Genomic DNA, 14,156 nt, shown 5'->3' with positions numbered 1-14,156 from the left:
GGTTGCAAACCCGTCGGATCGAACAGGTATGAAACAAAAAGCGCCGGGGGAACTCTCCCCCGGCGCATTTCCCGGCCCATTTCCGGGCCATCTCCCGGCGGACCCGGCCCTAGCTGACAAGGATACCGATCTTGCCGATATGCGATTTCGCAACGAATGCTTCCTGTGCCTTGGCGAGATCGCGAAGGTCGTAAACCTCCGCGACCAGCGGACGAATTTCACCCTTTTCGATATATTTCACCAGATCGGTGAAAACGCGATCTTCCTGATGGGTGCAGCCATAAAGTGTTAAATCCCTAAGATAAAGCGTGCGCAGATCAAGCTCGACAATCGGCCCGGCGATTGCCCCGGCAGTGGCATACCGACCATCAGAAACAAGGGTTTCAAGCAGTTCGGGCCAGCGCGGCCCGCCAACCAGATCGATCACGACATCAAAGCGGTTGCGCGGCAATTCATCTGCACGGTCAAGAACCTCATCCGCGCCAAGATCACGCAGGGCATTGGCCTTTGACGCGCTTGACACCGCAACAACATAGGCCCCGCGCCGCTTGGCAAGCTGAATCGCCGCAGAACCGACACCGCCCGATGCCCCGGTTACAAGGACGCGTTCCGCCCCAAGGCCTGTGCGCTGGATAATCCCCTCGGCGGTTGAAAACGCGCATGGGAAGGATGCAAGATCGGTGTCCGACAGGTCCGATTTGATGGCAATCGCGTTTTTATCCGCAACCACGGCATATTGCGCAAAGGCCCCGTTCGTCTCGCTGCCGAATGTTTCGACCCGGTGTGTTCCGTCCTCGTTGGGAACGGATTGCAGGGCCCGAACCAGAACACGCTGCCCAAGGCGCGCGGGATCAACACCCTGCCCGAGTGCGACAATCGTGCCGCAACAATCCGCCCCCTGAATATGGGGAAAGGCCAAAGTACCGCCCGACCAGGTGGCATCGGCAAGGGCATCCTCGCCAAAACCGGCATCGCTGCCCTCGCTCGTGGAACCGCGAACGGCCTTTGAATACCAGGCGATGCGCGTATTGATATCGGTATTGTTGACCGACGATGCCCCGACTTTGATCAGAACCTGCCCGGCTTCGGGGGTTGGCGTTTCCAGGTCTTCGCGCCATTCGAGCTTATCAAGCCCGCCATGCCCGGTCAGAACAACGCCATGCATTTTTGTCGGGATATCGGTCATTGGTCACTCCATGTAGAACGATTACTCTACTTGCCACGGTAAAGGGAACGTTCTACATTTGTCAACATGACGGATACAAAACTGAAAATCGCCGCCGGTCTTGAGCGGGCCTTTGCCAAGGGCGGCTTTGCCGAACCCAGTGTTGACGACCTGCGCGAAGCCGCCGATGTCAGCCTGCGCACGCTCTATAAATACACACCATCGCGGGCCGACATGGTGCATCTCGCCCTTGAACACCGCCATCAGCGCTACATTGATTTGCTGTTTACCGATTTGCCCGAAGCCCCCGACAGAGCCCTCTCGGCAATCATTGATCGCGTCGGTGTCTGGATGGAAACAGAGGCAAGCCACGGCTGCCTGTTCCACGCCGCCGTTGCCGCATCACCGGGCGATCAGGTGCTGCGCGATTTGCTATCACGCCATAAGGTCGAGGTCGCAACCAAAGCCGCCATCGCCACAGGGCGACAGGGATACGAGATCGAGCTGAACCTGATCCTTGAAGGATTAACGCAAAGCTTCACCCTGCACGGCGCAAAAGCCATTGCCGCAGCGAAGCGTCTGGCGGGTGGGATACCGACGCACTCCAACCCATAGGATTTCTGCTCCGAAAGGAAAAGGCGCTGGCCCGAAGACTAGCACCTTTTATTGCACCTTCAAGGGATCAGGCGGCTTATTCGTCCTTCTCGAACTCGATGATGATCGCATCCACCGAAAGGTTCGCGCCCTGCTCGGCGTGGATTTTTTTGACGACACCTTTGCTTTCGGCCTTGAGCACATTTTCCATTTTCATCGCTTCAAGGATGCAAAGTTCCTCGCCCGGCTGGACGGTCTGGCCTTCGGTCACCGATACCTTGACCAGCAGCCCCGGCATCGGGGACAGCAGGAAGTTTGACATATCGGGCGGTGCCTTGAACGGCATCAGTTTTTGCAATTCGGCGACACGGGGCAGCATCACCTTGAAGCTGCGCTGGATGCCGTTGGCCGACAGGCGATAGCCGACACCTTCGAGGTCGATCTGCACGCAGACCGGCGCGCCGTCAATGTCGCCAACAAACATCGCATCACCGATTTTCCAGTCGGATGACACGCCATAGCTGCGGTCCCCGATGGCGACGATATAGTCGTTGTTAACACCGTCAATTTCGATATCGAACGCGGTGTGATCATCACCCGATACCGCGACCCAGCTTTCGGCAACCTGCAACGGATGATCGCTGACCTGTCCGGTCACGCGCGCATTGCGTTCGGCAACACGCTGATTGAGGTATCCGGCAACAACCACCAGCATCGCCGGATCATCATTGGGCAGATCATCAGCAGAAAAGCCGTCGGGATATTCTTCGGCGATGAAATTGGTGGTGATATTGCCCGACTGGAACCGTTTATTGGCCATAACGGCGGCAACAAACGGGATATTGTGCGAAATGCCGCGGATGTAATAGGCATCAAGGGCGGCCCGCATTTCCGCAATCGCATCATCGCGGGTTTCGCCATACGTCACCAGTTTTGCGACCATCGGGTCGTAATACATCGAAATCTCGCCGCCTTCGAACACACCGGTATCAACACGCACGGATGCGCTCTCGGCTGGCGGCTGATACCGCACCAGACGCCCGGTGGAAGGCAGGAATTCGCGGAACGGGTCCTCGGCATAAATGCGGGTTTCCATCGCCCAGCCGGTCAGCTTGACATCATCCTGCGCGAGCGTCAGTTTTTCGTCATTGGCGATGCGGATCATCCATTCCACAAGATCCTCGCCAGTCACCAGTTCGGTCACCGGATGTTCGACCTGAAGCCTTGTGTTCATTTCAAGGAAGTAGAAATTCTTGTCCTTGTCGACGATGAATTCCACCGTCCCGGCGGAGCAGTAATCCACCGCATGCGCCAGTGCCACGGCCTGTTCGCCCATCGCCTTGCGGGTTTCGGGATCAATAAAGGGTGACGGCGCTTCTTCGACGACCTTCTGATGGCGGCGCTGGATCGAACATTCGCGTTCGCCAAGGTAAATGCCATGCCCGTGTTTATCGCAAAGCACCTGAATTTCGATATGGCGCGGTTCTTCGACGAATTTTTCGATAAAGACACGATCATCACCAAACGAGCTTGCGGCTTCTGACGTGGCACGCTCGAACCCTTCGCGGCATTCGGCGTCATTGCGCGCAATGCGCATGCCCTTGCCGCCACCGCCCGCCGATGCCTTCAACATCACCGGATAGCCGACATCATTGGCGATTTTGATCGCCTCGTCGGTGTCCTTGATCACGCCCATATAGCCCGGAACGGTTGAAACACCGGCCTCAGATGCGATTTTCTTGGACGTGATCTTATCGCCCATCGCGGCAATCGCGCCGACCGGCGGGCCGATAAAGGCGATTTTGGCGGCATCAAGCGCCTTGGCAAAGGCCTGATTTTCCGAAAGGAACCCATAACCGGGATGGACGGCCTCGGCCCCCGTGGATTTGCAGGCATCGATGATTTTATCAATCACCAGATAGGACTGGTTGGAGGGTGCCGGGCCGATATGCACGGCCTCGTCGGCCATCTGCACATGCAGGGCGTTTTTATCGGCGTCGGAATAAACCGCCACCGTGGCAATGCCCATTTTGCGGGCCGATTTGATCACGCGGCAGGCAATTTCACCGCGGTTGGCAATCAGGATTTTCTTGAACATGACTGCCTCCATGTTACGAATACAAAGGAGAAACGATTCTTTCTCTTACTTTGATTTGACTACCATCAGCCTCGTAAATGCCCTCCCTAACAAACGTCAGCGCATCATAGTACTCATCAAAAGTATTAATAGACACAGTATCCTGATGGAGGTCTCTCAATTCGTAGTATTTCGATTTCAGGCTATTAGACCACGACCATATTTCCGCTTTCCAACCCTTTTTAAGAGCCCTTTCTACCTGTGTAATAAACCCTGTACCGAACTCCGATATTGAACCATCACCGCTCACAACCACTAAAGTCTGCGGTGCATCATGATCAAGAATGGCATTCGCAATTTTTAAATGCAAAAGCTCGTCAACACCCTGCTCTCGCACACGCGCTCCATCCTCTACACGGTGCAAAAGATCTACATCGCAACCCAAGCCTTTAGCATTTTCCCATAACTGATCACATTCTGGAGGAACTGAACCAGCCATGACTTTAGTTTTCACCTCTCGCCCGCCTTCAACCAACGAGAAGATGTTTTTGTAATATATTCTCAATAAAAACCAAGGTACGTGTGGCTCTTTTTCTGAACGAATATTTTGAGCGCCACCCCATACATTAGAGTTATCAAAAAAAACGTGAATTCCCATAATCAACTCCTTTTATAATGGAATGTTGCCGTGTTTGCGGGCCGGGTTTTTGATGTCCTTGTTGCGCAGCATCGCAAGCGACTTGCACACGCGCCTGCGCGTGCCATGCGGCATGATGACATCGTCAATGAAACCCTTGCGCCCCGCGACAAACGGGTTGGCAAATTTTTCACGGTATTCTTCCGTGCGGGCCTCGATCTTTTCGGGATCGTTCATATCGGCCCGGAAAATGATTTCCACCGCGCCCTTTGGCCCCATCACCGCGATTTCGGCTGTCGGCCAGGCATAGTTGACATCACCGCGCAGATGCTTGGACGCCATCACGTCATAGGCCCCGCCATAAGCCTTGCGCGTGATGACGGTGACCTTCGGCACCGTCGCCTCGGCATAGGCATAAAGCAGTTTGGCACCGTGTTTGATGATGCCACCATATTCCTGTGCGGTGCCCGGCATGAAGCCCGGCACATCGACAAAGGTGACAATCGGAATGTTATAGGCATCGCAGAACCGCACAAACCGCGCGGCCTTTTTCGAACTGGCGATATCAAGACATCCCGCCAGAACCATCGGCTGATTGGCAACGATGCCAACCGTGCGGCCATCCATGCGCGCCATGCCGATGATGATGTTTTTGGCATGATCGGGCTGAATTTCATAAAAGTCTCCTTCATCGACGACCTTTGTGATCAGTTCCTTCATGTCATAGGGCATGTTGGGATTTTCCGGCACCAGCGTATCAAGCGAGAAATCATCGCGCATGATCGGGTCTTCGCACAGGCGTGCGGGCGGTTTTTCCTTATTGGATAGCGGCAGGAAATCCATGAAACGACGGGTCTGCAACAACAGATCAACATCGTTTTCAAACGCCAGATCGGCCACCCCGGAAATGCTGGTATGGGTCATCGCCCCGCCGAGTTCCTCGTGGGTGACTTCCTCGTGCGTGACGGTTTTGACCACATCGGGGCCGGTCACGAACATATAGGAACTGTCCTTGACCATGAAAATGAAGTCGGTCATGGCCGGGCTATAGACAGCCCCACCCGCACACGGCCCCATGATCAGGGAAATCTGCGGGATAACGCCGGATGCCTCGACATTGCGCTGGAACACATCGGCATAACCCGCAAGGCTTTCGACACCTTCCTGAATACGCGCCCCGCCGGAATCGTTAAGCCCGATCACGGGCGCGCCGACTTTCATCGCCTGATCCATGATCTTGCAGATCTTGCGCGCATGGGCACCCGAAAGCGCACCGCCAAATACGGTGAAATCCTGGGAAAAGACGAACACCAACCGACCATTGATCGTGCCATGCCCGGTGACCACGCCATCGCCGGGAATGCGGTTTTCGGGCATGCCGAAATCAACGCAATCATGTTCGACAAACATGTCCCATTCCTCGAACGAGCCTTCGTCAAGAAGAACATCAAGCCGTTCGCGCGCGGTCAATTTGCCCTTGGCATGCTGATTGTCGATGCGGCGCTGACCGCCGCCCATGGCCGCCTCTGCGCGTTTGACTTCGAGCTTGGCGATAATATCCTGCATATTGCGTGATCCTTACTTTGGGCCGCCCGGAATGCGTTCATGACGATGGTCATGCCGGTGATGCAATCTGAATGATGATTTGGAATAGCATTATTCGGTACTGGAATGCCAATTATTTTTCACAGTCTGGCACAAGATGAAAATAGCCTGTAAAGGCCTGATTTCCCTAACGTCATTGCGATATGTAAGGACGGGCTGGACTAAAGTCTAGAAGCAGGTCGACAAATACCAATATTCAGGACAAGCCGGGCACCAAACGGCTTCTGGCGCGTTAAGGCCTTATGATATCCATCAGAACGGTCCTTTCATGAAGCTGTTTCGCATCCGCCCGCACGAGCCGAAATCCACCGGCGATGATCGCCCTGCGCAATCCTTATGGCGTTATATCTGGCTTATGAGCGGCCGACACCAGATCGTTGTCTGCCTGATTGCCATATCGGTGGCGGCCCTTGGCATCGTGCCGCTGGAACTGCAACGCCGCTTGGTCGACGATGCGATCAGCAAACAGGATATGTCGCTTCTGACCGTGCTGGCGGTGATCTATCTGGCGGTTGTTGTGGTTCATTCGGCGACCAAATTCATGCTTCGGATGTATGAAGGCTGGCTCAGTGAAAGTGCGATCCGCCACAACCGCCGCCATCTCAGCCGCCTTTACGCCGAAGACCGCACCGGCAATGGCGAAGGCGAAAATGGCCGGGCAGTTTCGATCATCGGATCGGAAATCGAAAAACTGGGCGGCTTTGTGGGCGATGGATTGTCGCAGCCGGTCGTGAATGCGGGGATGCTGATTTTCGGGATCGGTTATATGGTCAGTGTCGAGCCGATCATCGGACTGATCGGTATTCTGGCGCTGATCCCGCAAATCGCGCTGGTGCCGGTCATTCAAAAACAGATCAACCAGCTGATTGAAAAGCGCGTGGAAAAAATGCGCGAAGTCAGCGACGAACTAAGCGAACTCCACCCCGACGAAGATAACGATCACAAGGAACTTCTGGACCCGATCCATCGCGGCATCAGTTACCTTTATAACAACCGCATGTGGTTTTTCATCCTCAAGTTCGGAATGAAAACCCTGATCAATCTGCTTAATGCGCTTGCCCCGCTTTCGGTGCTGATTGTGGGCGGCTATCTTGCGATAAAGGGCGAAACATCGGTCGGGATTATTGTCGCGTTCATTTCCGGTTTTGACCGGATGTCATCGCCAATGCGCGAGTTGCTGTCCTATTACCGGATGGCGGCACAGGCCGCCGTACAGCATCGCATGATCGCGAAATGGATGAATTGATCAGGGCAACGAATGTTTATCGCGGCCCGATCAGATCAAGATACCGCCCCGCGGCCAGCAGTTCCGCGCGATGACGTTCGCGGCGCGCAACCGCCTCGGCATCAGCACCCCAATGCTCGATGGAATAGCTTTCATCAAGCTGGGAAACCTCAAACGCCTGCTCGGCACTGATCCGGCCGCGCAGGGTCGCAAGCCCGATGATCACCGATCCCGACACCGTCGTCAGGGTGTGAAGGGCTGTCAGGTAGTAATCATCAAGCGCCTCGATCTCGTCCTGAATACGCAGAAGAGCTTCGTCTTCCTGCGAGATCGGCATCACGCCCTCGGTCACTTTAAGCGACACACCCAGTTCATGATGCGCCCAGTCAAGCAACGGCTGCCATGCTTCGGCCTGCTGGCGGACAAGGTCATCGGGGAAGGATGCGCGATAGCATAACAGGTCAGACCGGCCAAATCCGGTCAGTTCCGCAATCACGCCAAACCGGTGCGGGCGCACGCGGTCAATCGCGGTTGCGGCCAGTTGCATGATCGGCATCGTGGTCGGAAGAACCTTTTCCCCCTGCGCATCCCATTCGGCCGCAATTTCATGCGCCAGCTGTTCCGCCGGCAACACGAATTCGGCCTTGGACGGCGATTTTACCGGCCTTCCGTCCAGATGGATACGCCAGCCCTGCGCATCTTCGTCGCGCACGGCTTCGGCTTTTTTGTAAAAACGTTTGATCGATTTTGTAAGCATGATGGCGATATGCCCAAATCCGTTTCCATGTGCAAGCGATTTGATTGGACCGCCATGTTCAAAGGCGATTATCAAGAATTTCTGTATAATTTTTGATCAATTTACCCCATTGACCATTTATTAAACAACCGTACTCTGCCCGTAACAGTCCCTTCATATCAGGAAAACCGGCAAAAAAGGGATTTGGCACAGGCATTGCTGTGCGATCAGGGGTATCATTCGGTCAATGGGTCGTCAAAAAGACCCGAAACAGGAGGCTTCATTAATGGTGAGACTTAAAGCGCGGCTACTTGGCGCGACCGTCGGCATTGCCGTTGCACTTGGTGCGCAATCCGCCATGGCCCAGATGGCGATCAAATTTACACTCGACTGGAAATTCGAAGGCCCGGCAGCCCCCTATGTGCTGGCCAAGAAAAAGGGCTATTTCGCCGACGAGGGCCTTGATGTGACGATTGATTCGGGTAACGGATCGGTCGGTTCGATCACACGCGTTGCCAGCGGCGCCTATGATGTCGGCTTTGCCGATATCAACTCGATGCTGGAATTCAATGCATCGAACCCGGATCGCGCGATGAAGTCGGTCTTCATGGTTTATGACCGCCCGCCGTTTTCGTTGTTCATGCTGAAAAAAAGCGGCATCACCAAGCCCGAAGACCTGATTGGCAAGACGCTGGGCGCGCCGGTTTTCGATGCATCGCGCAAACTTTTCCCGGCCTTTGCACAGGCAACCGGACTTAAGCTTGACGATGTCAAATGGGAAAGCATGGACCCGCCGCTGCGCGAACCGATGCTGGTGCGTGGTGACGTTGATGCGATCACCGGTCACTATTTCACATCAATCCTGAACCTTCAGGCACAGGGCATTTCCAAGGACGATCTGACCGTTTTCAAATATTTCGATTACGGCATGGATTTCTATGGCAATGCGATGATTGCATCGCCCGACATGATGGAAAACCATCCGGAAGAACTGCGCGCATTCCTGCGTGCGGTCGTCAAGGGATGGCGGGATGCGATTGCCAACCCCGAAGAAGCCATTGCGGCCCTTAAGGATACCGATCCGCTGATTGACCCGGCCCTTGAATTGCAGCGCCTTCAGATGACGATTGATGACAATGTCGTCACCGAGGTAACGCTTAAAGAAGGCATGGGCCAGATCAAGACCGACCGCATGAACAAGGCGATTGACCAGGTCAGCCTGGCATTTGGCATTGAAAACAAGCCAACCGTTGCGGATATCTTCACCGACATTTTCATGCCCGGCGATAAAGACCGGATGCTGAAATAACTGGCACGCCAGACCACGCAAACGGGGCCGGGCAAACCGGCCCCGATACATAATAAATCATCAGGATACGCAGGGGGATGACTGCCGTGTCGAAAAGCTTTGTCGAACTCGACAATGTCCGGCTTCGTTACAGCGAAGGTGACGATCTGGCATTGGAAACAACAAACATGAAGATCAACAAGGGCGAATTCATTGCCGTTGTCGGACCTTCGGGATGTGGCAAGTCATCGCTGCTGAAACTGGTATCGGGGCTGATGCCGCCCAGCGAAGGCACGGTTATCGTCGATAACAAGGAAGTTTCCGGGCCGCTTAAGATCGTCGGCATGGCGTTTCAGAACCCGACCCTTCTGCCGTGGCGAACGACCCTTGATAACGTCCTGCTGCCGATGGAAATCGTCAAACCGCATCGCAACCGCCTGCGCAAGCACCGTGCCGAATATGAAGACCGCGCGCGAGAGCTTCTCGCCAGTGTCGGGCTTGCCGGGCACGAAGACAAATACCCGTGGGAATTGTCAGGCGGGATGCAGCAACGCGCATCGCTCTGCCGGTCATTGATCCATGAACCGGACCTTCTGATGCTCGACGAGCCGTTCGGTGCCCTTGATGCCTTCACCCGCGAAGAGCTTTGGGACATTCTGCAGAACCTTTGGATGGTGCGGCCCTTTACCGTCATTCTTGTCACCCATGATCTGCGCGAAGCAGCCTATCTCGCCGATACGATTTATGTGATGTCCAAGCGCCCGGGTACGATTTTGGTCCAGCGCGAAAACACCCTGCCCCGTCCGCGCGATCAGGAAACGACATTCACGCAGCCCTTCACCGATCTGGTCCACGAATTGCGCAGTCACATCCGTGACGTGCGCGCGGCATAAGGGAAGGTTGAAAGCATCATGGCCAAGAAAAAAGACCTGTCCAAAGCCACTCCCTGGATCAGTGCAATCGGGCTTTTCGTGATCTGGGAACTGATTGTCCGGATTTTCAATATTCCGGTCTATATCCTGCCGACCCCGTCGGAAAGCATCATGGTCGGCTGGGATTTCCGCGGTGCGATCTGGATGCATGCGGTTCATACGCTTTATACGACCCTGGCGGGCTTTGCCATTGCGGTTGTGTTTGGCGTGGTTCTGGGCGCGCTTGTCGGGTCCAGCAAGGCGGTTTATGACGCGGCCAACCCGCTTCTGGTCGGGTTCAATTCGGTGCCAAAGGTGGCACTGGTCCCGGTTCTTGTCATGTGGTTTGGCATCGGTACGGTGCCCGCGATCATCACCGCATTCCTGATTTCGTTCTTCCCGATTGTGGTCAATGTGGCGACGGGACTGGCAACGCTTGAACCCGAATTGCGCGATGTGTTGCGATCCCTTGGCGCGACCCGGCGCGATATTCTGATCAAGGTCGGCTTCCCTCGCGCCATGCCCTATTTCTTTGCATCGCTTAAGGTCGCGATCACGCTGGCCTTTGTCGGTTCGGTGATTTCCGAAACCGTCGCATCGAACCTTGGCGTTGGCTATCTGATGTTGTCGGCATCATCGAAATTCAACATGCCGCTGGTGTTTGCCGGGTTGCTGGTGATCGCGGTGATGGGGATTGCGATGTACGAGCTGTTTAACATCATCGAACGCCGGTCCACCAAATGGGCCAATCGCGGAAATCCGACCAATTAAGATCGCACCTCTTGGGCACGCAAAAGGCCGGGAAAACCCCGGCCTTTTGATGTTCTGGCGATTGCGATAAAGCCTTAGGACAGATGGGTATCAAAGAAACCCATCGTGCGTTCCCACGACAGTTTGGCATCCTCGGCGTCATAACGGCCACCGGTCGGATTGGCAAAGGCGTGGTCGGCTTCGTACCAGAAAATCTGGTAATCGGTTTTCCCGGCTTCCTTGAGGGATTCCTCGAACCCATTGACCATCGATTTGTTGATGCTTTTATCAAGGGTGCCGAAATGCCCCATCAGCGGCGCGTTCAGGGTTGAAACCTGCTCGGCGGTCTTTTTGACATTGCCGTAATAGACAACAACCGCATCAACATCGGCGGCAAGCGCGGTATTGAGCGACCAGCCACCACCAAAGCACCAGCCAACCGTTCCCACCTTGCCGGTTGAATCCTTGTGATTTTTAAGGAATTTGACGGATTCCTGCAATTTCTCGGTGGCAATCGCCGGATTGACCGCCGACATCAGCGCCTTTGCCCCATCCGCCGTGGTTGCGGGTGGCTTGCCATACAGATCAACCGCAAGCGCGATATAGCCCTGCTTGGCATATTCTGCCGCAACCGCGCGGATTTGATCATTCAGCCCCCACCATTCATGGATCAGAATGACGGTCGGGGCCGGAAGGGTTGCCGGCATGGCGATTTCGGCGGTCATTTTTTCCCCGCCCGGCGTGGTGATGGTCACGGGGGACAATGTCGATCCGGCGGCATGGGCCAAAATCGGATCGGCCAGAATAACCGCAAGCGGCAAGGCAACCGCGCCTTTAAGGAACAGACGGCGATCTTCATCCGTGGCCTTCGGCGGCGGGCCGAGATGGTCGTTTACGCCACATCCGTCAAGCGTGCACATATTCAAGCCTCCTCTGTCTTGTTACGATCAGGCGTTTTTTTCAGGTTGTATTTTGCATGATGCTCTTCGCGTCATCATTTCGCAAGATGCGAAGAATTTGCAAATCACGCGCGCGTCACAAATCCCTGTCACCCCAAAGAGTACGCACTCAAACCCGTTACAGATCAACCCTTTGTACCGCCATCCTGGCAATTGTCATGCAAATGTCCCCTTGCCCTGTCTGCTGTTGCCTGCTTTAACAGCCAAACGTCGATCCCGTTCCCAATCATCCGAGGAAATCATGCGTACTATCGAAACGGTTCTTTTTGATCTGGGCGGCGTTCTGGTCGATTGGGATCCACGGCATCTGTATCGCAAGATTTTCAAAGATGATGCCGAAATGGAACGTTTCCTGACAGAAATCTGTCATCCGCACTGGAATTTCCTGCATGACAAGGGTGCGCTTCGCTTTGCCAAATCGATCCCCGATCTTCAGCATCGCTATCCGGAATATAGCGACCAGATCGCGGCATGGATGGACCGCTGGCCGGAAATGATGAAGGGGTCGATTGACCGCACCGTTCATATTCTTGAAGAACTGAAATCACGCGGCAATGTGCGTTTGTTTGCGCTGACCAACTGGTCGGCGGATACCTGGCCGCATGCGATTGAACGGTTCGGTTTCCTAAGCCATTTCGAAGGCATTCTGGTCTCGGGTCAGGAAAAACTGGCCAAGCCCGACCCGCAGATTTTCGATCTTACCGCCGCGCGGTTCAAGCTTGATCCGCGCGAAACCCTGTTTATCGACGACAGTGAAAAGAATATCCAGCAGGCGCGCGAAATGGGCTTTGCCACCCACTGGTTCCGTGACCCGATCCGCCTGCGTCGTGATTTGATGGAATATGGCCTGCTTTAAAAACAGTCAGTGCCGCTTGGCCGTCAGGTAATTGGCAAAGCACTGTTCGAAAACATATTTCCAGCCGCTTTCGTATCCGTCGCGGACCATCGGGGCGATTTCGCCCAGATTTTTCCAGTCCCAATGCTTGAGCCGGATCACACAGCGGCCAAAGGCATTCTGTTCGAACGTGACACTGATGCGGGTATAAGCCCCTTCTTCCCAGCCCGGATGCCAGGTAAAGGCAACATGTTCGCCTGCCTGCCAGATATCGACAGTGCCCCAGACCACCGGATCGCGGCCCTTGGCATGCTCGACAATCTTGCCGCCAAGGCCCGGATTGATTTCGACCGATTTGCAGTTTTCACGCGCCAGCGAATGGCTGTCGGTCGGCCACCAATTGCCAAAGCCATTGGTGAATGCCTCGAACGCGTATTCCGGTTCGACCGGAACGGTGATTTCCACCCGGATCGGTTTCAGGTCGTCATCTTTGTGATCGGCTTCAGGCAACATCGCGGCCAGTTCCCCACATGGTTTCCAGCAATCCGGGCAGCTGATCGAAATGATCAATCACGGCATGCGCCCCGGCATTGTTCAGCGTTTCAATATCGTGATAGCCCCAACTGACACCAATCGACAGCATCCCCGCCGCCCGGCCCATTTCGATATCATAGGCGGTATCGCCAATGATCACCGCATTGGGCGCATCCACGCCGGTTTCATCCATGGCGGCGTGCAACATCGACGGATGGGGTTTGCTCGGATGATTGTCGCATGTCTGAAGGGTAACGAACCGGCCTTCAAGTGCGTTGCGCGCCAGAACGGCATCAAGACCGCGGCGCGCCTTGCCCGTCGCAACCCCCAAAAGCCAGTTGCGCGTATCCAGTGCGGCCAGCATTTCGCGCACACCGGGGAAAAGCGGCTCGTAAAAATCCGGGGTCTGGCGCAATTCAAAGAATGCCGCCTTATAGGCCGCGGTGACGCCTTCAATAATTGCGTCATCGATCATGCCCGGTGCGGCAAGCTTGCGGATCGCTTCAGGCAGGCTCAGACCGATGATGGTACGTGTCTTTTCAAGGCCGGGGCAATCAAGGTCATGTGCGGCAAAGGCATGATCCATGCAATGCGCAATCGCATGCTGGCTATCAACCAGCGTACCGTCACAATCAAATACCACAAGCCTGAGCGGATCGTTCGCCATCAAAAGTCATCCAGTTCTGTTCATATCGCGGCGGAGATTATTCCAAAGTCCGCCAAAGATCGAGTCTCTAGCCCATGCAAAGTCGACGCATTTTTTGCTCTGCGGCAAGCAATGGAAACCAATGGTGAATTTCAACACACTTCCGAACACCCCAAGGTAGAGTTAGGATGATT

At 55.0% G+C, this 14,156-nt stretch carries 14 protein-coding genes; 6 read left to right on the top strand and 8 right to left on the bottom strand.

The features are described from left to right. Nucleotides 1-109: 109 nt before the first annotated feature. Nucleotides 110-1,186: an alcohol dehydrogenase family protein gene (locus tag IT971_RS06015; RefSeq protein WP_063093742.1), complete on the bottom strand. Its 1,077-nt coding sequence runs from the start codon at nt 1,184-1,186 to the stop codon at nt 110-112. A gap of 66 nt (nt 1,187-1,252) precedes the next feature. Here IT971_RS06015 and IT971_RS06010 point away from each other — a divergent pair, with 66 nt between their 5' ends. After that, nucleotides 1,253-1,780, top strand: a complete 528-nt coding sequence (locus IT971_RS06010; protein WP_063093740.1) for a TetR/AcrR family transcriptional regulator — start codon at nt 1,253-1,255, stop codon at nt 1,778-1,780. Between the two features lie 76 nt (nt 1,781-1,856). On the opposite strand, the gene IT971_RS06005 is transcribed toward IT971_RS06010, so the two are convergent. From IT971_RS06005 to IT971_RS05995, 3 genes are read right to left on the bottom strand one after another with little or no spacing between them, the layout of a single operon-like run. Next, complete coding sequence (locus tag IT971_RS06005; RefSeq protein ID WP_063093866.1) at nt 1,857-3,857, bottom strand: acetyl/propionyl/methylcrotonyl-CoA carboxylase subunit alpha; 2,001 nt, start codon at nt 3,855-3,857, stop codon at nt 1,857-1,859. A 13-nt stretch (nt 3,858-3,870) separates the two neighbouring features. Beyond that, a complete protein-coding gene (locus IT971_RS06000; RefSeq protein ID WP_063093738.1) occupies nt 3,871-4,494 on the bottom strand; it encodes an NYN domain-containing protein in 624 nt (207 codons plus the stop codon). A 12-nt stretch (nt 4,495-4,506) separates the two neighbouring features. Further along, nucleotides 4,507-6,039 carry an acyl-CoA carboxylase subunit beta gene (locus tag IT971_RS05995; RefSeq protein ID WP_007091463.1) on the bottom strand — a complete coding sequence of 511 codons (1,533 nt, stop codon included), beginning with the start codon at nt 6,037-6,039 and terminating at the stop codon, nt 4,507-4,509. 307 nt (nt 6,040-6,346) lie between these two features. Here IT971_RS05995 and IT971_RS05990 point away from each other — a divergent pair, with 307 nt between their 5' ends. After that, nucleotides 6,347-7,324, top strand: coding sequence for an ABC transporter ATP-binding protein (locus tag IT971_RS05990; RefSeq protein WP_063093736.1), 978 nt, complete (start codon nt 6,347-6,349; stop codon nt 7,322-7,324). Nucleotides 7,325-7,340: 16 nt separating this feature from the next. Here the strand turns inward: IT971_RS05990 and IT971_RS05985 are convergent, their stop codons facing one another. Beyond that, nucleotides 7,341-8,060 carry an ATP12 family chaperone protein gene (locus tag IT971_RS05985; RefSeq protein ID WP_223305035.1) on the bottom strand — a complete coding sequence of 240 codons (720 nt, stop codon included), beginning with the start codon at nt 8,058-8,060 and terminating at the stop codon, nt 7,341-7,343. 265 nt (nt 8,061-8,325) lie between these two features. On the opposite strand from IT971_RS05985, the gene IT971_RS05980 reads away from it, so the two are divergent. The 3 genes from IT971_RS05980 to IT971_RS05970 all read left to right on the top strand — a co-directional run bounded on the left by IT971_RS05980 (nt 8,326) and on the right by IT971_RS05970 (nt 11,009). Then, nucleotides 8,326-9,348 carry an ABC transporter substrate-binding protein gene (locus IT971_RS05980; RefSeq protein WP_063093731.1) on the top strand — a complete coding sequence of 341 codons (1,023 nt, stop codon included), beginning with the start codon at nt 8,326-8,328 and terminating at the stop codon, nt 9,346-9,348. A gap of 77 nt (nt 9,349-9,425) precedes the next feature. After that, a complete protein-coding gene (locus IT971_RS05975) occupies nt 9,426-10,220 on the top strand; it encodes an ABC transporter ATP-binding protein (protein ID WP_074624806.1) in 795 nt (264 codons plus the stop codon). An 18-nt stretch (nt 10,221-10,238) separates the two neighbouring features. Further along, nucleotides 10,239-11,009 carry an ABC transporter permease gene (locus IT971_RS05970; protein WP_037990952.1) on the top strand — a complete coding sequence of 257 codons (771 nt, stop codon included), beginning with the start codon at nt 10,239-10,241 and terminating at the stop codon, nt 11,007-11,009. Between the two features lie 74 nt (nt 11,010-11,083). On the opposite strand, the gene IT971_RS05965 is transcribed toward IT971_RS05970, so the two are convergent. After that, nucleotides 11,084-11,908, bottom strand: coding sequence for a dienelactone hydrolase family protein (locus IT971_RS05965; RefSeq protein WP_007091469.1), 825 nt, complete (start codon nt 11,906-11,908; stop codon nt 11,084-11,086). 280 nt (nt 11,909-12,188) lie between these two features. On the opposite strand from IT971_RS05965, the gene IT971_RS05960 reads away from it, so the two are divergent. After that, nucleotides 12,189-12,803: an HAD family phosphatase gene (locus IT971_RS05960; protein ID WP_037990956.1), complete on the top strand. Its 615-nt coding sequence runs from the start codon at nt 12,189-12,191 to the stop codon at nt 12,801-12,803. Between the two features lie 6 nt (nt 12,804-12,809). On the opposite strand, the gene IT971_RS05955 is transcribed toward IT971_RS05960, so the two are convergent. Next, nucleotides 12,810-13,295 (bottom strand): SRPBCC domain-containing protein, encoded by a 486-nt coding sequence (locus IT971_RS05955; RefSeq protein WP_037990958.1) that lies wholly within the window; start codon nt 13,293-13,295, stop codon nt 12,810-12,812. After that, nucleotides 13,285-13,983: an HAD-IA family hydrolase gene (locus IT971_RS05950; protein ID WP_063093728.1), complete on the bottom strand. Its 699-nt coding sequence runs from the start codon at nt 13,981-13,983 to the stop codon at nt 13,285-13,287. The genes IT971_RS05955 and IT971_RS05950 overlap by 11 nt, the downstream gene beginning before the upstream one ends. Between the last annotated feature and the right edge of the window lie 173 nt (nt 13,984-14,156).

This window comes from Thalassospira sp. B30-1 (assembly GCF_015767575.1).
Taxonomy (GTDB): Bacteria; Pseudomonadota; Alphaproteobacteria; order Rhodospirillales; family Thalassospiraceae; genus Thalassospira; species Thalassospira xiamenensis.
The sequence above is the reverse complement of the archived record's forward strand: the minus strand, read 5'-3'. Positions and strand labels throughout refer to the sequence as shown.